General features: G+C 48.2%; 15 protein-coding genes. 7 read left to right on the top strand and 8 right to left on the bottom strand.

Features of this window, described 5'->3' with window-relative positions; all coding sequences use genetic code 11:
* Nucleotides 1-60: 60 nt before the first annotated feature.
* The gene (locus tag ACQY6F_RS12960) at nt 61-519 is read left to right on the top strand and encodes a hypothetical protein (protein ID WP_428774933.1); all 459 of its coding nucleotides are present in this window, start codon (nt 61-63) and stop codon (nt 517-519) included.
* Between the two features lie 51 nt (nt 520-570).
* On the opposite strand, the gene ACQY6F_RS12955 is transcribed toward ACQY6F_RS12960, so the two are convergent.
* Nucleotides 571-2,148, bottom strand: coding sequence for a BCCT family transporter (locus ACQY6F_RS12955; RefSeq protein ID WP_428774931.1), 1,578 nt, complete (start codon nt 2,146-2,148; stop codon nt 571-573).
* A gap of 403 nt (nt 2,149-2,551) precedes the next feature.
* On the opposite strand from ACQY6F_RS12955, the gene ACQY6F_RS12950 reads away from it, so the two are divergent.
* Nucleotides 2,552-3,028 carry a MarR family winged helix-turn-helix transcriptional regulator gene (locus tag ACQY6F_RS12950; protein ID WP_428774930.1) on the top strand — a complete coding sequence of 159 codons (477 nt, stop codon included), beginning with the start codon at nt 2,552-2,554 and terminating at the stop codon, nt 3,026-3,028.
* A 130-nt stretch (nt 3,029-3,158) separates the two neighbouring features.
* Here ACQY6F_RS12950 and gyrA read toward each other — a convergent pair whose 3' ends face one another.
* A complete protein-coding gene (gene gyrA, locus ACQY6F_RS12945; protein WP_428774928.1) occupies nt 3,159-5,789 on the bottom strand; it encodes a DNA gyrase subunit A in 2,631 nt (876 codons plus the stop codon).
* A gap of 286 nt (nt 5,790-6,075) precedes the next feature.
* Between gyrA and ubiG the strand changes: the two genes are divergently transcribed.
* The 4 genes from ubiG to yfaE all read left to right on the top strand — a co-directional run bounded on the left by ubiG (nt 6,076) and on the right by yfaE (nt 11,002).
* Nucleotides 6,076-6,783 carry a bifunctional 2-polyprenyl-6-hydroxyphenol methylase/3-demethylubiquinol 3-O-methyltransferase UbiG gene (ubiG, locus tag ACQY6F_RS12940; RefSeq protein ID WP_428774926.1) on the top strand — a complete coding sequence of 236 codons (708 nt, stop codon included), beginning with the start codon at nt 6,076-6,078 and terminating at the stop codon, nt 6,781-6,783.
* Between the two features lie 445 nt (nt 6,784-7,228).
* Complete coding sequence (nrdA, locus tag ACQY6F_RS12935; RefSeq protein ID WP_428774924.1) at nt 7,229-9,511, top strand: class 1a ribonucleoside-diphosphate reductase subunit alpha; 2,283 nt, start codon at nt 7,229-7,231, stop codon at nt 9,509-9,511.
* A 79-nt stretch (nt 9,512-9,590) separates the two neighbouring features.
* Nucleotides 9,591-10,724 (top strand): class Ia ribonucleoside-diphosphate reductase subunit beta, encoded by a 1,134-nt coding sequence (nrdB, locus tag ACQY6F_RS12930; RefSeq protein ID WP_428774922.1) that lies wholly within the window; start codon nt 9,591-9,593, stop codon nt 10,722-10,724.
* Nucleotides 10,724-11,002, top strand: a complete 279-nt coding sequence (gene yfaE, locus ACQY6F_RS12925) for a class I ribonucleotide reductase maintenance protein YfaE (protein WP_428774920.1) — start codon at nt 10,724-10,726, stop codon at nt 11,000-11,002. Before nrdB ends, yfaE begins: the two co-directional genes overlap by 1 nt.
* 49 nt (nt 11,003-11,051) lie before the next feature.
* Here the strand turns inward: yfaE and ACQY6F_RS12920 are convergent, their stop codons facing one another.
* The gene (locus ACQY6F_RS12920) at nt 11,052-11,294 is read right to left on the bottom strand and encodes a hypothetical protein (protein WP_428774919.1); all 243 of its coding nucleotides are present in this window, start codon (nt 11,292-11,294) and stop codon (nt 11,052-11,054) included.
* A gap of 218 nt (nt 11,295-11,512) precedes the next feature.
* Nucleotides 11,513-12,754, bottom strand: a complete 1,242-nt coding sequence (locus ACQY6F_RS12915) for a CinA family nicotinamide mononucleotide deamidase-related protein (protein WP_428774917.1) — start codon at nt 12,752-12,754, stop codon at nt 11,513-11,515.
* 469 nt (nt 12,755-13,223) lie between these two features.
* On the opposite strand from ACQY6F_RS12915, the gene ACQY6F_RS12910 reads away from it, so the two are divergent.
* Nucleotides 13,224-13,736 carry a glycine cleavage system protein R gene (locus ACQY6F_RS12910; protein WP_428774916.1) on the top strand — a complete coding sequence of 171 codons (513 nt, stop codon included), beginning with the start codon at nt 13,224-13,226 and terminating at the stop codon, nt 13,734-13,736.
* Between the two features lie 77 nt (nt 13,737-13,813).
* Here the strand turns inward: ACQY6F_RS12910 and nspC are convergent, their stop codons facing one another.
* The 4 genes from nspC to ACQY6F_RS12890 all read right to left on the bottom strand — a co-directional run.
* The gene (gene nspC / locus ACQY6F_RS12905) at nt 13,814-14,947 is read right to left on the bottom strand and encodes a carboxynorspermidine decarboxylase (protein WP_428774944.1); all 1,134 of its coding nucleotides are present in this window, start codon (nt 14,945-14,947) and stop codon (nt 13,814-13,816) included.
* A 132-nt stretch (nt 14,948-15,079) separates the two neighbouring features.
* Nucleotides 15,080-16,324, bottom strand: a complete 1,245-nt coding sequence (locus ACQY6F_RS12900; protein WP_428774915.1) for a carboxynorspermidine synthase — start codon at nt 16,322-16,324, stop codon at nt 15,080-15,082.
* Between the two features lie 16 nt (nt 16,325-16,340).
* On the bottom strand, nt 16,341-19,229 hold the full coding sequence (locus tag ACQY6F_RS12895; protein WP_428774913.1) for a pyridoxal phosphate-dependent class III aminotransferase: 2,889 nt from the start codon (nt 19,227-19,229) through the stop codon (nt 16,341-16,343).
* A 525-nt stretch (nt 19,230-19,754) separates the two neighbouring features.
* Nucleotides 19,755-20,830 (bottom strand): M10 family metallopeptidase C-terminal domain-containing protein (locus ACQY6F_RS12890; RefSeq protein ID WP_428774911.1); only part of this gene is annotated, 1,076 nt, incomplete at its 5' end.

Here is a 20,830-nt window from a genome sequence, read left to right as displayed (position 1 = left end):
TATGAAGCCGAAGCAAGCTTTGCTAAAATAACCCTCTTTACTGAATTTAAAAGAAGCACCATGACCGATGTAGAAATAGAGCTAGAGCATATCTGGTTAGAAGCGCGTGCTGAACGCTGGCCCCAGTTGGAACGGTTTCTGTTTAGTTATTTCTGTTTTCGCCACCAGTATCTGACCCGTCACGGTAAACCAGATCGACGACTGGCTGAAAAGTTATGTCCTTGTTCAGAAAATGCCGAACTGTGCACCGAGACGGTTCTTGAGCCACTGGTTCCGCTTGATGCCGTTCAGGGGGAAATAAAACGTTATCAACGAGACGGGAAATTAACACCGTCTACTTTGAGACGCCTGCTGGATTCACTATTACATTATGCCGTCATCAGCCGCCAGCAGAAGCAGCGACTTAAGGATCTTGGGTACTCAAATAGCATGCCAGCGATCTGGTACCAAAAGGACGAAAAATCCATAACCTGCCGTTTTGAAGCCGCTGGCATCACACTGAAACTGGAGCCATTCTAGTATTCAGGACGAAAAAAAGCCCGGTATAAACCGGGCTTAATATCTTGCAGATTATTTCGGGTTGGGTTCTGTGCGCATACCCATTATCAGACTGACACACATGGCCAACAGCACGAATGTAAATGGCAGTGCGGTTGAAATGGCCCCCGCCTGCAGCGCCTGAATAGCTTGCGTACCACCAATCCAAAGTAGTGCAATGGCAATCGCCCCTTCCATCAGCGCCCAGAAAACACGTTGTGGTACTGGAGCGTCGACTTTACCACCGGCGGTAATGCTGTCGATAACCAGTGAGCCCGAATCCGACGAGGTGATAAAGAACACCAACACCAGGATAATCCCAACGACAGACAGCAGGTTGCCCACAGGCAGCTGTTCAAACATCTGGAACATAGCCAGCGAAACATCGGTTAACCCGTTGGCACCCAGCTGACCAATCTGGTTAACAACCTGATCAATCGCCAGACCGCCAAATACAGACATCCACAACAGGGTTACACCGGTTGGAACCAACAGGACGGCAGTGATGAACTCACGAACGGTACGACCTTTAGATACCCGAGCGATAAACATACCGACAAATGGCGACCATGAAATCCACCACGCCCAGTAGAACACTGTCCAGCCCTGGAACCAGGCTTCATCTTCCCGGCCGTGAGGGTTACTTAACGGAATAATGTTTTCAACATATGCCATTAACGTCTCAGGGATAGAGCTCAGTGCGACGGCAAAGCCAATCAACGCAACTGCGATCAGCAATGCGAAAGCAATCAGCATATTGACATTACTGATGATTTTAACGCCGCCATCAATACCACGAACTACGGATACTACTGCAAGCAGTGTCACTACAATGATAACGACAATCTGCAGGTTAATGCCCGCTTCGATGCCGAACACATGATGAATACCACTTGCCGCTTGCTGGGCACCCAGGCCCAATGACGTGGCCAAGCCAAACAAGGTGGCTAATACCGCGAGGATATCTACGATATGGCCAGCCCAGCCCCATGCCCGGTCACCCAGGATTGGGTAAAATATTGACCGGATAGACAATGGCAGGCCTTTGTTAAAGGCAAAAAACGCCAGTGACAATGCAACCACACCATAAATTGCCCATGGGTGAAGACCCCAGTGGAACATGGTGGCCCCCATCGCCAGTCTCGCGGCCTCTGGCGTATTCGCTTCAACACCCAGCGGTGTTTCGTACCATCCGGTGAAGTACGCTACCGGCTCTGCCACACTCCAGAACATCAGACCGATACCCATACCTGCAGCAAACAACATGGATAACCATGATAGATATGAGTAATCTGCTGTCGCATCCTGACCGCCTAATCGAATTCTACCGAAAGGCGAAACAATCAAAGCCAGACAAAAAATCACAAAAATATTGCCGGACCAGATAAACAACCAGTCAAATGCGCCAATAATCTGCCACTTGATTCCATCCAGAGTCGCCTTTGCCGTTTCTGCATCTGAAACTAACGTCGCAATCAAGAATAGTAGGATCAGGCCCGCGCTCCACCCAAATACAGGGTTATGAACGTCAAAACCCCATTTTTGTACATTATCCTGACCGATGGTGTAATCGGTACTGTCGATACTGTACTTATCAATACCCTTTGTCATTCTTCCTCTCTTCTAGCCTATTAATCTAGTGAGTGCATGATTTGTACACTAACATTTTGACCTAGAAACACTGAGTAGGCAATTTCTCCAGAGACTAGTGGCCAAAACAGCTATTATTGTAAGGACATCAATTACAAATGCCAGTGAACGGATAAATTTTAACCTAAGATTTTATTAATAGTTGAGCATTTGACCAAATTTTATACAGAAAATTTCACTATAATTATAAGATATTTGTTAGTACTCGAATCGTTAAACGATTTTTAGTAGCATGAATTATTCGTTCCAGAACAGGAAAAAAGCGGCATATTCTCATAGTCAAGATTTGCTACTTTTATTCATTTAGGAATTGATGTATTTTCGCCATGATCACCCTAGATACAGCGACACATTAGGTATTAGCTTGGAAAAACATGAAGAAGTTTTGGTGTCACTGCGGCAGATAATCCGCGCGATTGACCTCCATTCAAAGAAGCTCAGTAAAGAGTCCGGCCTGACGGGGCCACAATTGATCTTGATGCGTTCCATCCGGGAACTGGGCGAAGTAACCATCAAGCAGTTGTCAGTACACACCAACATGAGCCAAGCGACGGCAACTACCATACTGGACAGGTTAGAGAAAAGTGGTCTGGTAGTTCGTGTCCGCAGCCAGTCAGATAAACGTAAAGTGCACGCACATCTCACCGAACGTGGCCAAACACTGTTGCAAGATGCCCCAATGCCGCTGCAACAGAGCTTTATCAATAAGTTTCAGAAACTGGACGAGTGGGAGCAGTCTTTACTGCTGTCATCGGTACAACGAATTTCATCAATGATGAATGCTGAAGATATCGATGTAGCACCGGTATTGGAGCTGGGCAGCATTACTAAGCACGTGTGAGTCGACATTGATATTAATCAGCCACAGAAAATAGTTGTGGTCTGGCACTAATCACTCTTCATTGCAGTATTGAATTAGAGCAATAAAAAAACCGAGTCATCTGACTCGGTTTTTTGCATCTTCTACAGAGTTATTCTTGCTCGTCCGAGCCAGAATCTTCTGTTGGTTGCTGCGGAGCATCTGTTGTTTCACCCTGCTGTTCTGAGTCCAGTTCGGCCTCTTCCAACAATGCTTCTTCAACTTCATCGATTCGCTGCAGGCCAACTACCAGTTCACCTTCAGATGTTCTGATCAGCGTAACGCCCTGAGTATTTCGGCCTACCTGGCTAACTTCTGCAACACGAGTTCGTACCAGAGTACCGGCGTTGGTGATCATCATCATTTCATCACCTTCTTCCACCTGTACCGCACCGACAACGTTACCGTTACGTTCAGATACTTTAATGGAAACAACACCTTGAGTGGCACGGCTCTTCGCCGGATATTCAGACAGAATGGTACGCTTACCATAACCGTTTTCCGTCACCGTCAGGATATCGCCTTCATTGGCTGGAACAATCAAAGATACGACTTGATCGTCACCGCTTAGCTTCATACCACGAACACCGGCGGCAGTACGGCCCATGGCACGGACTTGCTGTTCATTAAAGCGAACCACTTTACCCGCTTTGGAGAACAGCATGATGTCGCTGTCACCACTGGTAATATCCACGCCGATCAGAGAGTCATCTTCACGCAGGTTAACCGCAATCAGACCATTAGAACGTACATTGGCAAACTGATCCAAAGAGGTCTTCTTCACGGTGCCGTCACCGGTTGCCATAAAGATGAACTTATCTTCAGAGAATTCGTCCACCGGCAGAATCGCGGTGATGCGCTCACCCTCTTCCAGCGGCAGAATATTCACAATCGGTTTACCACGAGCAGTTCGGGTCGCCTGAGGCAACTGGTACACTTTCAGACGATAGGTCTTACCACGCGTCGAGAAGCACAAGATATTGTCGTGGGTATTCGCCACCAGAAGACGCTCAATGTAGTCTTCATCTTTCATCCGGGTTGCGCTCTTACCTTTACCGCCACGACGCTGAGATTCATAGTCACTCAGCAGTTGGTATTTCACATAACCTTCGTGAGACAGGGTAACCACAACATCTTCACGAGCAATCAGCTCTTCCAGATCGATATCATGGCTGGCTGCGGTAATTTCAGTGCGACGTGCGTCACCGTAACCATTGCGAACCGCTTCCAACTCTTCACAGATGACTTCCATCAGACGTTCAGTGCTGGCCAGAATGTGCATCAGTTCAGCAATTACATCCAACAGCTCTTTATATTCGTCGAGAATTTTCTCATGTTCCAGACCGGTCAGACGGTGCAGACGCAATTCCAAAATCGCCTGGGCTTGCTGCTCTGTCAGGAAGTACTGACCATCACGAATACCATATTGTGGTTCCAGCCACTCTGGACGAGCCGCGTCAGTACCGGCGCGTTCCAGCATTGCCGCAACGTTACCCAAGTCCCAGCCGCGAGCCATCAGGCCAACTTTTGCTTCTGCTGGTGTTGGTGCCCGGCGAATCAGTTCGATGATTTCGTCGATGTTGGCCAGAGCCAGCGCCAAACCTTCCAGAATATGGGCTCGTTCACGCGCTTTACGCAATTCAAAGATGGTACGACGGGTCACCACTTCGCGACGATGGTCGACGAAGCATTTCAGCATATCTTTCAGGTTGAACAACTGTGGCTGACCGTTATTCAGTGCCACCATGTTGATGCCGAAAGTCGTCTGTAGCTGTGTATTGGCGTACAGATTGTTAAGCACAACCTCGCCCACCGCATCACGCTTACATTCGATGACGATGCGCATGCCGTCTTTATCAGACTCGTCACGCAGCGCACTGATGCCTTCGACTTTCTTATCTTTAACCAGCTCGGCAATTTTTTCTATCAGGCGGGCTTTGTTCACCTGGTACGGAATTTCAGTGACAATAATGGTCTCTTTGCCATTCTTGTCCGCTTCAATCTCCGCTTTGGAACGCATATAGATTTTGCCGCGACCGGTTTTATACGCGTCAACAATACCTTTTCGGCCACTGATCAGCGCCGCTGTCGGGAAATCCGGTCCGGGAATGTATTCCATCAACTCATCAATGGTGATCGCTTCGTTATTGATATAGGCCAGACAGCCATCGATAACTTCACCCAGGTTATGAGGTGGAATGTTGGTTGCCATGCCGACCGCGATACCGGAGGAACCGTTGACCAGCAGGTTAGGAACTTTGGTTGGAAGTACTGCAGGAATCTGCTCAGTACCGTCATAGTTTGGAACGTAATCGACGGTCTCTTTATCCAAGTCAGCCAGCAGTTCATGCGCCATTTTGGCCATTCGAACTTCGGTATAACGCATTGCCGCTGCGGAGTCACCATCGATTGAGCCGAAGTTACCTTGGCCATCGACCAGCATGTAACGCAGGGAGAACGGCTGAGCCATACGTACGATGGTATCGTAAACTGCGCTATCACCATGAGGGTGATATTTACCGATTACGTCACCAACAACACGGGCGGATTTTTTATATGGTTTGTTCCAATCGTTGCCTAGAACGTTCATCGCGAACAGAACGCGGCGGTGAACAGGTTTCAGGCCATCACGCACATCCGGAAGAGCACGACCAACGATAACTGACATCGCATAGTCCAGGTAAGAACCTCGAAGCTCATCTTCAATGTTTACGGGCGTGATCTCTTTAGCTAGATCGCTCATAGAGCCAATATCCCTCTATTTTTAGATCGTATGTACAATACGTGTAAGGTGCAAAAATATAACACAGTTTTCCAAGCTTCGGCATTACTTTCCCTCTCCTTTTATCAGGTTGTGAGCTTGGTAGGGAATCAAACGCCGACAAATTAAACATATTGGACCTAGCCGACTGAATTTGGGCTATTTTTTATCCAAATCTTCGTCAAGAATGGGGAAAATCTGGTCTTGAGTATGAGAACGGTTATAATGCCCGCAACAGAGACAATCCCGGCCAAAGAGAAAAGTACACATGACCAAATCGCAGAATGTCGATCCGAATGAAATTAAAAAATTTGAAGATATGGCGTCTCGTTGGTGGGACCTGGAAGGCGAATTTAAACCGCTACACCAGATCAACCCGCTGAGGCTGCATTACGTGATGGATAAAGCCGATGGTTTATTTGGAAAAACGGCCTTAGACGTGGGCTGTGGTGGTGGCATTTTGGCTGAAAGTATGGCTCAGCAAGGCGCGGTAGTCACCGGTCTCGATATGGGCAAAGAGCCACTGGAAGTCGCTCGCCTGCACGCGCTGGAAACCGGGACCAAACTGGACTATATCCAGAGCACCATTGAAGACCATGCTGAGCAGTTTCCTCACCACTACGATGTGGTAACCTGTATGGAGATGCTGGAACACGTGCCTGACCCGCTGTCGGTCGTGCAAGCGTGTGCCCGCCTGGTTAAGCCTAATGGGCACGTATTTTTCTCTACCCTGAATCGAAACTTTAAGTCTTACCTGTTTGCCATTGTCGGGGCGGAAAAGCTGCTACGGATTGTTCCCGAAGGCACCCACGATCATGAGAAGTTTATTCGCCCTTCAGAACTGATTCGGATGATAGACCAAACCGACCTGGTCGAACACGGTATCACTGGATTGCATTACAATCCTCTCACCGACAGCTATAAACTGGGCCAAAAAGTCGATGTGAACTACATCGTACATACTGTGAAAAGTTAACCTTTCTCTCTTTGGCGATGTGATCCACATCGCCTGTTTCTTCATCCGATAAATTGTATAAATTACCGCCACTTGCTGGTGCATTAAACAGCGACTTTTGGCCGATCAATTTGGCATAAAGATCAAGAAATTTTTTTTGATTGTGGGTTACGTTTAAACCAATCCCAAAACCGTAATTTTCTATCGTCAAACCTGCCCTATAGTCATCGGTTAGTATCTACTAACTGTTTTTTATTTTTGATAGTTATCCACAAGTCATCCAAGATCTGTTCCTTGAAAAGGTTTGGAACTAGCACTATCTTGTAACTCGAATTATACGAAGCCCCTATATCTTGTGTTTCTACTACAATATATAGACAGACTTTGAACACAAAGCCGGCAGCCTGTTACTTATAATTAAAGAAAAATACGGCTTTTATCCGATTTGTTAGGGAAATGAAGCAGAATGAACCAACAATTAACCGTTACAAAGCGTGATGGTCGCAAAGAAACTATTGATCTGGACAAGATCCACCGAGTGATCACTTGGGCAGCGGAAGGTCTGAACAATGTTTCTGTATCTCAGGTAGAACTGAAAGCTCATATTCAGTTCTACGATGGTATTACAACGTCAGATATCCATGAGACCATTATTAAATCCGCCGCAGATTTGATTTCAGAAGAGACGCCAGATTACCAATATCTGGCAGCTCGCCTGGCTGTGTTCCATTTACGCAAGAAAGCTTACGGTGAGTATGAGCCTCCGTCGCTCTATACTCACATCGCTCGCATGGTCGACATGGGTAAGTATGACAAGCACTTGCTGGAAGACTACACCAAGGCCGAACTGGATGAACTGAACAGCTACATCGATCATAAGCGTGATCTGAACTTCTCTTACGCTGCGGTGAAACAGCTGGAAGGTAAATACTTCGTCCAGAACCGGGTTACCGGGCAAATTTACGAAAGCGCACAGTTTCTGTACATTTTGGTGTCAGCGTGCCTGTTTGCCAACTATCCGAAAGAGACGCGTCTGGATTACGTAAAGCGATTCTACGACGCAACCTCAACGTTCAAGATTTCATTGCCGACTCCGATTATGTCCGGTGTGCGTACCCCTACCCGTCAGTTCAGCTCATGCGTACTGATCGAGTGTGGCGATAGCCTGGATTCCATCAACGCAACGGCAAGTTCAATCGTTCGCTATGTTTCCCAACGGGCAGGTATCGGTATCAACGCCGGCCGAATCCGTGCTCTTGGTTCCGAGATTCGCGGTGGTGAAGCATTCCATACCGGTTGTATTCCGTTCTACAAGTATTTCCAGACTGCGGTTAAATGCTGCTCTCAAGGCGGTGTTCGTGGTGGCGCGGCGACAGTGTTCTACCCATTGTGGCACGGCGAAGCACAATCTCTTCTGGTGCTGAAAAACAACCGCGGTGTCGAAGAAAACCGGGTTCGCCACATGGACTATGGCGTGCAGCTGAACAGAACCATGTATCAGCGTCTGATTGACGGTGGCAACATTTCGCTGTTCTCTCCGTCGGATGTCCCTGGCCTGTACGACGCGTTCTTCCAGAACCAGGACGAGTTCGAACGTCTGTACGTCAAATACGAAAACGATCCTTCGATCAAGCGAACCACAGTGAAAGCAATTGAGATCTTCTCACTACTGATGCAAGAACGCGCTTCAACCGGCCGTATTTACATTCAGAACGTTGATCACTGTAACACCCATAGCCCGTTTGATGCTGAAGTGGCTCCGGTTCGTCAGTCTAATCTGTGCCTGGAAATTGCACTGCCGACCAAACCACTGAGCAATGTAGAAGACGAGCAGGGTGAAATCGCCCTATGCACGCTGTCTGCATTTAACCTGGGTGCCATCAACCACCTGGACGATTTTGAAGAACTGGCTGACCTGGTCGTACGTGCGCTGGACGCACTGCTGGATTACCAGGACTATCCTCTGCCTGCCGCGTACCGTTCAACCATGAACCGTCGTACCCTGGGTGTGGGCGTGATCAACTACGCTTACTACCTGGCGAAAAACGGCGTGAAATATTCTGACGGAAGTGCAAATGGTTTGACTCACCGCACCTTTGAAGCCATGCAGTATTACCTGCTGAAAGCATCGGTTGCGCTGGCCAAAGAGCAAGGTAAGTGCCCTGCATTTGATGAAACCAACTACGCTAAAGGCTTGATGCCGGTCGACACCTATAAGAAAGATCTCGACAAAATTTGTGATGAACCGCTGCACTACGACTGGGATGGTCTGCGTCAGGAAATCATGCAACACGGTTTGCGTAACTCAACTCTGACTGCACTGATGCCTTCGGAAACGTCTTCACAGATTTCCAACGCAACTAACGGTATTGAACCGCCTCGTGGCTATGTCTCGGTTAAAGCATCTAAAGACGGCATTCTGAAGCAGGTGGTGCCAGAGTTTACCGAATATAAAGACAACTATGAGTTGCTGTGGAACATCGGCTCGAACGATGGCTACCTGCACCTGGTGGGTATCATGCAGAAGTTTGTTGATCAGTCTATCTCGGCCAACACCAACTATGACCCAAGCAAATATGAGTCGGGCAAAGTTCCGATGAAAAAACTGCTGCAGGATCTGCTGACGGCCTACAAGTTTGGCGTCAAAACTCTGTACTATCACAACACCCGTGATGGTGCCAAAGATGACCAGAAAGATTCGGTCCAGGTACAAGACGATGATTGTGCCGGCGGCGGCTGTAAGATCTAACCTGACTTTTACCGGTCACGGTTTCCACAGAATATAGCGCTCCCTGCTCAGCGGGGAGCAAAAAAGGAATTGAGGCAATATGGCTTATAGTACTTTTACCCAAACCAAAAATGACCAGCTGAAAGAACCTATGTTTCTGGGTCAGCCGGTCAACGTTGCACGTTACGACCAGCAGAAGTTCGAGATTTTCGAGAAGCTGATCGAGAAGCAGTTATCGTTTTTCTGGCGTCCGGAAGAAGTTGACGTGTCGAGCGACCGCATCGACTACAACAAACTACCGGATCATGAAAAGCACATTTTCATTTCTAACCTGAAGTATCAGACTCTGCTCGATTCTATTCAGGGCCGCAGCCCGAACGTGGCGCTATTGCCTCTGGTATCGTTGCCTGAAGTTGAAACCTGGATAGAAACCTGGTCGTTCTCAGAAACCATTCACTCGCGCTCTTATACCCACATTATTCGCAACATTGTGAATGATCCGGCGGTAGTCTTCGACGATATCGTTGAGAACGAGCATATTCTGAAACGCGCCAAGGACATCGCCCATTACTACGATGATCTGATCAAGCTAACTAACGACTACCACCGCTACGGCGAGGGCGAACATCAGATCAACGGCGAAACCGTCACTGTGAGCCTGACTGAGCTGAAGAAAAAGCTTTACCTGTGCCTGATGTCGGTTAACGCTCTGGAAGCGATCCGTTTTTATGTTAGCTTCGCCTGCTCATTTGCGTTTGCCGAACGTGAACTGATGGAAGGTAACGCAAAAATCATCAAACTGATTGCCCGTGATGAAGCGCTGCACCTGTCCGGTACTCAGCATATGATCAACCTGCTGCGTAATGGTCAGGATGATTTCTCTTTCATGCAAATCGCCGAAGAGTGTAAACAGGAGTGCTTTGACCTGTTTAAAGCGGCAGCGGAACAAGAGAAAGAGTGGGCTGAATACCTGTTTAAAGACGGCTCTATGATCGGTCTGAACCGCGATATCCTGTGCCAGTACGTCGAGTATATTACCAATATTCGTATGCAGGCCGTTGGGTTACCAGTGGCATACCCGGAGTCAACGTCTAACCCTATTCCGTGGATTAACGCCTGGTTATCGTCTGATAACGTGCAGGTTGCGCCTCAGGAAGCAGAAATCAGCTCATACCTGGTTGGCCAGATTGACAACGAAGTCAGCGGCGATGACTTTGAGGGCTTCGAACTCTAATGCCTCGAATAAAAATCAACGGCTTGACGGCTATCGAATCGAATCCATCCAATACCTTGTTGGAGACGATGGAAAACGCTGGCCTCGAACCTGAATACCATTGTCGTGACGGGCACTGTGGTGCCTGTCGATGTAAGTTGGTTACGGGTGAAGTCGAGTACGTTGGTTTTGCTATGGCCTATACGGAAGCAGAAGAGATCCTGCCCTGTATCTGCCGGGCGGTAACGGATATTGAAATCCACAACGTCGCCTACAGCCTGAAAGAAAAAAGCGCATAATTATGCGCTTTTGAGAATAATTCTAATTTAGGCCAGCCTTAGGGCTGGCTTAATTCAATCCGGTAAGAAATCGGTCTGCAGTAAGCATGGATACTGGCTTATCAGCAATCTCCCGGCCGTCATCATCAAACAGAGATAAGCGATACCCTTGGTACCCGGCAGTCGCGCTGTCTTCTGGCGCGTGAAGCCACAACGACAGTACATCGCAATGATCCGTATTAAATGCCTCTCCTAAAACAACTTTTTGACTTGCTACCTTGTACCAGACCAAAATTTTGGATTGATGGAACATGTCAGCCTCCTTGCAAGCACTCCAACGAATTTTTAGTGTACTTGCTATTTGGCTAAAAGCCAGATTGTTTTTTAACCAAATCTGACTGCCTACTTGTAAATCATCAACTTAGGTTTAGACAATTTTATTATAAGCACCCAGGTCGATCTCTAACTGAATATAAGGTGCATATTCATGCGGTTGTCATGTAGACCATGTATAGACTTCAATCAATCTTATTATTGTGAAATTGCACTGGAAGGCACGTGCATCTCTTTGTCACTTTCTAGTGCGCTGTAGTGGGCAAAAATGGCTTTGCCGGCCAAATAGCGTCGCAACATGTCGCCGGCAACGGTACCGATGAGCTCCTTTTGCTCGGCAGCGCTGAGTTTACGCCGGAAGCTGAACCTTTTCCCCCACTCTCCCTGGCTGGTAGAAATGGCAACGGCAAAGCTATCGCCGTGCAGTTTACCCGTCACTACAGCGATATCGGTGGCACACTTCTCGCGCGTCGCCCCGGCCAGAGCGAAAACGGCCGCCAGAGAGTCTTGTTCGTGTTCACCCAGATCGACCTGACTGCCCAATACCCAGCCATGACCACAATACGACTGAGCGTTTGGATCGGAGTGCAGCCAGTTACACAACCACCCCTGAGTCGACTGCTCGGAAATGGCAATTGACTGCTTTTTATCGGCAATTAAATGCCCTAAGTGGCTGACCATAGGTTCGTCCACGCTGACCACATAAGGTTCGATGAGACTAAAGATAAGCTGGGCTAGTTTGACCCGGTTGTCGAGATCCTCTTTAGGCCCGAACAGTTTCACTTCGATAAACGGCAAATAGGAGCGATAGCCAATCTGATACCCTTCTGGCAGTTCCAGTTTATCAAGCTTGTCCGATAAGGCCGATTCAGAAGAGCCCAGCGTATACAAACGGCTGCAAGCCTGTCCGTCCGTATCAGGGTGACTGGATTTAAGGTCAGGAATAATTACCTGCTCGACCATCAGCTTAAATTCTTTCGGTACGCCCGGGGTAAAATAAAATACACAGTCGTTAATGGTCATTTTAAACCCGCATGCGGTGCCAATCGGGTTATCCAGCATGACAGAACCGGCTGGTAACATCGCTTGCTTGCGATTGCTTTCCGGCATCGGCTTGCCTCGCCCGGCAAAAAAGGCTTCCAGTTCCTGTAACCATTGCTGGTTCAGCTGTAATTCCACGTCTGCTGCACGGGCTGCCGCTTCAGCGCTCAAATCATCACTGGTTGGTCCAAGCCCGCCATTGACGATAACCACCTGACTGTTAAAGCTCAGCATCATTAACTCTTCGACCAGAGCATTAAAATTGTCACCCACGGTCGAACGTTTGCTTAAAGACAAGCCTTGTTCGAAAAACAGCCGTGATAACCAGGCAGCATTAGTATCGACTATATCGCCGTGGAGCACTTCTTCCCCTGTGCTTAACATCGCTATTTTTAACATCTCGTTTTCCTGTTTCTTGTCTTAGCCTGGCCACTCGAAAGAATCACTGGAATGTGTTTGCCACCCAGTATGTTATGGTCATTACAAAGCAATTGTTATGCCTTTACTTTACGCTAAATTTTGTGGCTAGGGAAAGTGCTGCTGAATATAGTACCAATGATCAGTACTCACGGCATCGAGCTACCAACACTCCAGCTTTCATCCCGTTTTATACCATCTTGAATACGGTTGTGATTCGCAGAGCGCTACAACGGTTAATTGCCTCTCGGCCCCCTCCGCTTTCTAGCACGCGGCAAGGGGTCGCCGATTGGCCGCATTTTGTGCCGCATCTAAGATTATCCAATACAAACAAAACCATTTAGGCAGAAAATTGACCCCAGTCAAACCTTGGTAGCAGATAGCTTCTACACTGAAATTAAAACTATCTGATTATCAATTATCTAGCGCACGCTGATTTTAGGAGGCGGTTATGATTAGTACCTTTATCGTAAACTTTGTAGGGAAAGCAACTCCAGCAACCATTAAAGAACTGGCGGCGCTCACCCATGAAAACGGGGGCAAATGGTTAATTAGTAAGGTCAACTTTATTGAACAGCAGGTCGCGGCTGTTATTAAGGTAGAGCTCCCCACAGCTAATGAGCAAATAGTCAAAGATGCCTTTCTGGCCCAGCCGGATCTGTTGGTGCAGATTGTCGACTCAGACGCGACGCAGCACCAGACTGATACCATTTACCAGATACGACTCGATTCCAACGACCGCGCCGGTATCGTTAACGAAATTACGCACGTACTTGATAACCAGGGTATTAGCATTCTGGATATGGACTGCCAGCGGGTATTTATCGCCGGCGGCGGCGGTGTCAGTTCCAGCCTGTTTACTGCTAATATGGCCATCAAGTTGCCTTCCGAAGTTAACATTGATGACATCACGGACGAACTGGAATCACTGAGCGAAGATACGCGGGTAACCGTAGAAGGTTAACCGATGCAGAAAATCACTTCTCCGTTACACCTTGAGTGATACACAAAACAAAAGAGCAGCCGAGGCTGCTCTTTTGTTTATTTAACTGACCACTGAGAGAGTGACCGTTTAAAATCGGTATAATCAAACTCGTTCAGTTTTTGTATCTCGCCCGTTGACCGTTCGCAGTAAACAGACGGCATTCTCAGGCCATTGAACCAGTTCAGTTTCACCATGGTGTAGCCCGCGCTGTCCATGATATGTAATTTCTGGCCAATCTTTAGTGGCTCGGCAAAATTAGCTACACAGAATTGGTCCCCTGCCAGACAGGAGCATGAGCCAATCACATATTCGTGTTCACCGTTTTCATCCGCTTCCAGAATGGATGCCGGCTCGTCATAAATTAAGGTATCCAGACGGTGGGCTTCGGTGGCAGAATCAACGATAGCGGTTTTTTTCTCATTTTCCACAATGTCGACCACGCTCACCACCAGATCGGTTGTTTTGGTGATGATCGCTTCGCCTGGCTCCAGGTACAGCTGTACGCCATGCTTGGCAGAAAATGCTTTCAGTGCCAGACCGAGCTTTTCAATGTCATAGCCTGGCCAGGTAAAGAACACGCCGCCACCTAAGCTGACCCAGTCCAGCTTGTCCAGGTATTGACCAAACTGACTGGAGATCGAATCCAGCAACGCAGTGAAGGCATCGACATCTTTGTTCTCACAGTTCATGTGGAACATCACACCATCCAGGCTATCAAACACTTCAGGTTGAATATGGTCTGCCTGAACACCCAAACGGGAAAACCGACGTGCAGGGTTGGCCAGATCCTGGCCAGCATAACTAACGCCAGGGTTAAGACGCAGCCCCACGCTGGCTTTACCTTCGATCAGGTGACGATGCGCCGCTAACTGACTCTGGGAGTTGAAGATCATTTTGTCGCAGATATCCGCGACTTCCCGAACGTCATCCTCACTGTAACCTACGCTGTAAGCGTGAGTTTCACCCCCGAAGGTTTCATAGCCCAGCTTCACTTCATAAGGGCCGCTGCTGGTTGTACCATCCAGGTAAGGCTTAATGATGTCAAAGACACCCCAGGTGGAAAAACACTTCAGCGCCAGCACCAGCTTCACGCCGGAAATGTCTTTCAGCTGTTTGGCTTTTTCCAGATTCGCGATCAACTTATTTTCGTCAATCATAAAATACGGGGTTTTCAGTTGTTGTTTGTTCAAAGTCATCTCTTGTTCCGATAGCTCTGTCTGCTGTATCAGCAACAATGCATAGATAAAAAGGGAGCCTGCGAGCGCTCCCTTTCGTTACCAATTTAATCTCTCTGGCGGCAATAGTTACCGTCGGTCTGAGAGTTATTTCAGAATTTGGATATCAGGCTGGCCAACTTCCAGCTCCTGAACATGCCAGTCCAAGCCGATTTCAGGCATGGTTTCCAGGAACGGATCCGGGTCCAGCTGCTCCATGTTAAACACACCAGCGTCCGCCCACTTGCCGCGGAAATACTGCAGAGCAGCGGTAATGGCCGGCACACCTGTGGTGTAAGAAATCGCCTGATGTTCAACATCTTCATAAGCCACTTCATGGTCAGCGTTGTTGTAAATGAATACGCTACGCTCTTTACCGTCTTTTTTACCCTGCACCCAGGTACCGATACAGGTTTTACCTGTGTAACCCGGTGCCAGTGAGGTTGGGTCAGGCAACAGCGCTTTTAACACGTGCAGAGGCTGAACCACGGTGCCGTCTTGCAGCGTAACCGGATCCGGGCTCAGCAGGCCAATGTCACGCATACAGTTGAAGTAATTCAGGTAACGGTCACCAAAGCCCATCCAGAACTCGATACGCTTCGCGGGAATAAACTCCTTCATAGAACGAACTTCATCGTGCGCCATTGAGTACACTTTGTGTTTGCCCACCAGAGGGAAGTCAAATTCAAACATCCGCGAGTGACAAGGCACTTGCTTCCACTCACCTTGGTCCCAGTAGAAAGAATCACCCTGGATTTCCAGCATGTTCGTTTCCGGGTCAAAGTTGGTCGCAAATTTCTTACCATGATCGCCGGCATTTACGTCCATGACGTCGATAGTATCGATTTCATCAAACAGGTGCTTCACCGCGTACGCCGCAAATACTGACACAACGCCCGGATCGAAGCCTGCGCCCAGAATACCGGTGATACCCGCTTGCTTAAACTTGTCACGATATTCCCACTGCCAGTCATAGGCTTGCGGTACTTGCTGGCCTTCTGAACACAGATCCACCGCAACCGACGTATCCAGGTACGAAACTTTAGCCTGGTAGCAGGCTTCCATAATAGTCATATTGACCCACGGAGGACCGGCATTAATCACCAGATCAGGCTGGACTTCTTTAATTAACGCAACCAGCGCATCCACGTCGTCTGCATTCACCGCACGGGCTTCAAGCTTCTTACTGGAGTCTTTCAAATTATTTTTGTTTTTGATCGACTCAATAATTTTCTCACATTTAGCCACGGTCCGTGATGCGATAGTGATATCGCCCAGTACATCGTTGTTTTGTGCAGCTTTATGGGCAATTACCCAGCCAACACCGCCAGCTCCAATCTGCAAAATTGCCATAGTTTCGTTACCTTTCTTATCCAGCTAGCTCGTCGGCTAGGTTTTTAATTTTCGTCAGTAAAGTTTCAAAGTCCGAAATCTTCAAACAAGGGTTCAAAATAGTAAATTTCAGTGCCGAATGACCATCCACCACAGTTTCACCCAGTACCGCTTCGCCTCGAGTCAGGGCCTGCAATCGTACCGTTTGATTCAGTTTGTCCTGATCGGCTGCAGCGTCATTTACCACCCGGAACAACACCGTAGACAGTGTTGGCTGCGCCAACAGCTCAAAGCCGTCTGTCTGGCTGACCAGATCCGCGACTTGCAGCGTCTGTTCCAGCAAGTGATCGTACATATCGCCCAGTGCTTTAGGCCCGACGCTCTGCATGGTCATGTACACTTTCAACGCATCAAAACGTTTCGTGGTTGCGATCGATTTGTCTACCAGGTTCGGCAGCTCATCGTGCTCACGGTTCAGGTAGTCTGCATGATGCAACAGATACTTGAAGTTACTCTTATCTTTGACCAGAACGGCACCGCAGCTGATTGTTTGATAGAACAGCTTATGGAAATCGACCGTGATCGAATCCGCGCGTTCGATCCCCTGCAAGCGACCTTTATGACTGCTCAGAATCAACGCACCGCCGTAAGCGCCATCAACGTGCATCCACATTTCGTGTTTATCGGCCACATCGGCTATGGTGTTCAGCTCATCGATCGCACCATGGTCGGTAGTACCGGCGGTCCCCACGACAGCAAATGGAATTAATCCTTCAGCTTTGGCCTGCTCGATCACGGCATCCAGCTTGCTGACATCCATAGTACCATTCGGGTGTGCATCCACAGTCAGTACCGCTTTTTCACCCAGCCCCATCCAGGACGCCGATTTCTGCACAGTAAAGTGCGCTTTGCTTGAGCAGACAATACGTAGCTTGTCAGCGTACTCAGGCAGGCCCAGTTTCTGGATAGAATGGCCAGATAACTTATCTGCGATCCAGTCACGAGCCAGCATCAGGCCCATCTGGTTGCTCTGGGTACCGCCACTGGTGAAAATACCGTCGGCTTGCTCGCCCAACTCATATTTGTCGCACAGCCAGTTAATCACTTTCTGTTCCACATAGGTGGCAGACGAAGCCTGGTCCCAGGAATCCATCGACTGGTTCAGTGTCGCGATCATCGCTTCTGCAGCTACTGCTGACATTAGTGGTGGAGTATGTAAGTGAGCAATGCAATCCGGGTGTTGAACTATGATGGAGTTCTTCGCCACCAAGTCTGCCGCATCATCAATCACGCTTTTCAGTGGCGCGTTTTTATGGTCAAGATCAACCGCGTTAATCGCGGCTTCTAGCAGTTTTGGCTCCAGACCAGAATACGGTGCATTCACTTGCTCAAACACCGCTTTCATCGCCGCTGTGGTGTGGTTCATTACTGCCGCAAATTCGTCACTGCCGGATTCACCAGTCTGGATGAAGTGCTGCTGCCACTTTTCCGCGTTAGTTTCAGGTTCAACCAGGCTACCGCCAGCGGCCAGAATCGCTTCTTCAATCACACGCAGCGCAAAATCAATCTGTTCAAACGAGATGATCAGCGGCGGTAGGAAACGGATAACCGAGCCTTCACGGCCACCCTTTTCAACCATCAGACCACGTTCCAGAGCGGCACGCTGAATCGCCAGAGTCAGCTGACCGTCTGCCACAGGCTCACCAAACTTGTTCTTTTCGCCGTTTGGATTTTTGATTTCGACACCCAGCATCAGGCCTTTGCCACGAACTTCGGCAATACAGTTAACCCGTTTTTGAATGTTTTCCAAGCCGTGACGCAGGTACTGACCCGCAATATTGGCATGTTCAACCAGGCCATCACGTTCGATAATTTCCAGTGCTTTCGCGCCAGATACCATCGCCAGCTGGTTACCACGGAAAGTGCCGGTGTGCTCACCCGCTTTCCAGGTATCAATCGACTTATTAAACACCAGCAGAGACATTGGCAGACCGCCACCAATAGCTTTAGACAGGCAGAGAATATCAGGGTTGATGCCGGACTCTTCGAAAGCAAAGTGGTAGCCTGACTTGCCGACTCCACATTGGATTTCATCAAAAATCAGTAGAATGCCGTGCTCATCACAGATACGGCGCAGCTCACGCAGCCAGAAAGCCGGAGCCGGGATCACACCGCCTTCGCCTTGTACCGGTTCAACAATGATCGCCGCAGGCTTCATAATGCCCGCTTCGTCGTCGTTCAGTAGACGTTCAATATAACGGATACTGGCTTTGGCACCTTCGTCACCGCCCAGTCCGAAAGGACAGCGCAGGTTGTACGGGAATGGCATAAAGTGAACGTCAGACATCAAGCCGGTACGACGTGCTTTAGTGCCCAGGTTGCCCATCATCCCCATGGTACCGTTGGTCATCCCGTGGTAAGCACCACGGAAAGCAAACATGGTGTTTCGGCCTGTGGTCTGTTTGGCCAGTTTGATCGCGGCTTCCACAGCGTCGGCACCTGATGGACCACAGAACTGAATAGCGGAATTTTTCGCAAACTCGGCTGGCAAGAACGCTTTTACCTGCTTAATGAATTTATCTTTGGCGTGGGTAGTGATATCCAGTGTCTGATATGGCAGACCGGAATCCAGCTGTTCTTTTAGTGCCTGGTTGATTTCTGGGTGGTTATAACCCAGAGCCAGAGTACCTGCACCTGCCAGACAGTCTAAAAAGAGCTGGCCGCGAGTGTCTTCCACTAGTGCACCGTAAGCTTTTTTAATCGCAATCGGCAGACGACGAGGATAGGAACGCACCTCTGACTCATGTTGCTCTTGATCAAGCAGTACTTGATCTGGAGTCAGATCGTATAGCCCCTCGACTACAGGGACTTGGGTAGAAAATGTGGTAGCGATAGCATTGTTATCGACTTCAAAGGCTGTGCTCATTGCTGTTATCCCTTGAAATAATGGTTAAACGCTCCAACTAGTAGCCTGAGCTCTATGAATTGGAGAGACACGTAATTCTTCCGTCTTAAAGGTACGGAATACTAGCCATCATGAATGATGGACATTATTGAAACGCTAATATCAAGGTTCAGTGATGCTACTGTCTTGTAAAACAGGGCACTCTGGTAGAACTAAGCTGATAATTGTGTGTTTATATAATGAGTTCAATGTTGGGTTTCCCATGTGTATGCTGCTTTCGCGGCATCTAGTATCCCGTCTATCGATAAAAGGCTTTATCGATACCTACCCTACGTAATCGTCACTCAGCCCGAATGCGTGATACGCGTATCCCCCAGATGACCGAATAAATTCGGTATCACTCCGAGATTGCGCGCGAAAATATCATACAATTGACAACTCTGGCAACTATTTTTCTACCTCATTTACAAATTCGCAATTACGGTCGCCAAGGGTAAAAAAAGGCCGGTATAAATACCGGCCATAACACATTGTATTTGTTAATAATTATACCGCGTCAGTTTTCATTATCTGGGTCAGTATTTCCAGTTGATTAAATGAGTTATCCGGACCGATATAGTCCCCCAAAATCTCTACTCCGTTGTCGATAACAATCGTCTGTTCAACCCCTTCATCGGACACCGTCAAAACTACGTTTTGGTCGACTACTTCGACCCCGACAATGCTAACCAGATCATCGATATCAACATAGTCGTCATCCTGCAGCACATCGGTAATATCGATCCAGTCTTCACCCAAAGTGAAGTCTTTAATCACATCTGTACCGTTGTCCAGGGTGTTGTCCAGCCAGGTGAAGATGTCTTCTCCGGCTCCCCCAATAAGAGTATCGTTGCCCGTTCCGCCAATAATGATATCTGCACCATCAGTTCCCTGAAGTTCATCAGCGTTGGCAGTACCCTCTATTAACAGAGGTTCAGGCGCATTTAGAAGTATTGAAAACGAGCCAGAATCACTGTCGCCATCGCTGTCTGTCACGGACACTTGGAAATCGAGTTCAACATCGTTGATTGTAGATTCAATTATCTGTGCAGAACTACCGGTTAATTGGAAGCGTACATCTTTGTCAGCCCCATCATCCAATGTGGTCAGCTCGACATAGCTGATAGCACCAATGTTGGAAATCAACTCGCCCGAACTGATAAGTCCGTCGTCTAACAACTGATCGTCTGCAGCATAAGCTTTAAAGTAAATCTGTTCAGCACCAGTGAATGCGAAACTTGCTACTGCAGCCGCTTGAGCATAGCTGATTATCAGTGTCTCACCTTTATTTACCGACGGATTATCGACACCAAAGCCATTATTACTGCCACTTACTTGAGCAGCTTCTTCGTTGCTATCCCGAGCACTTAGGCTGAATACAACGTCATATCCATTCTCAAGAGAAACGACATCATAATCTAGGTCAAAAGCTCCGTCGTCCAAATTGTAACCGACAAATACATTAGCACCGATCCCGCCTTCGCCTTCACCAAAATTCCCAACATCCACGTTAGATAACGCATCTATAGGATGAAGTAAATTCAATGTGTAACTGTCGCTATTCGGATCCGCAGTCAAAGTAA

The sequence above is a fragment of the Vibrio sp. genome, assembly GCF_050299255.1.
Taxonomy (GTDB): domain Bacteria; phylum Pseudomonadota; class Gammaproteobacteria; order Enterobacterales; family Vibrionaceae; genus Vibrio.
Note: the sequence above shows the minus strand (reverse complement) of the source record. Positions and strands in the feature narration are given on the sequence as shown.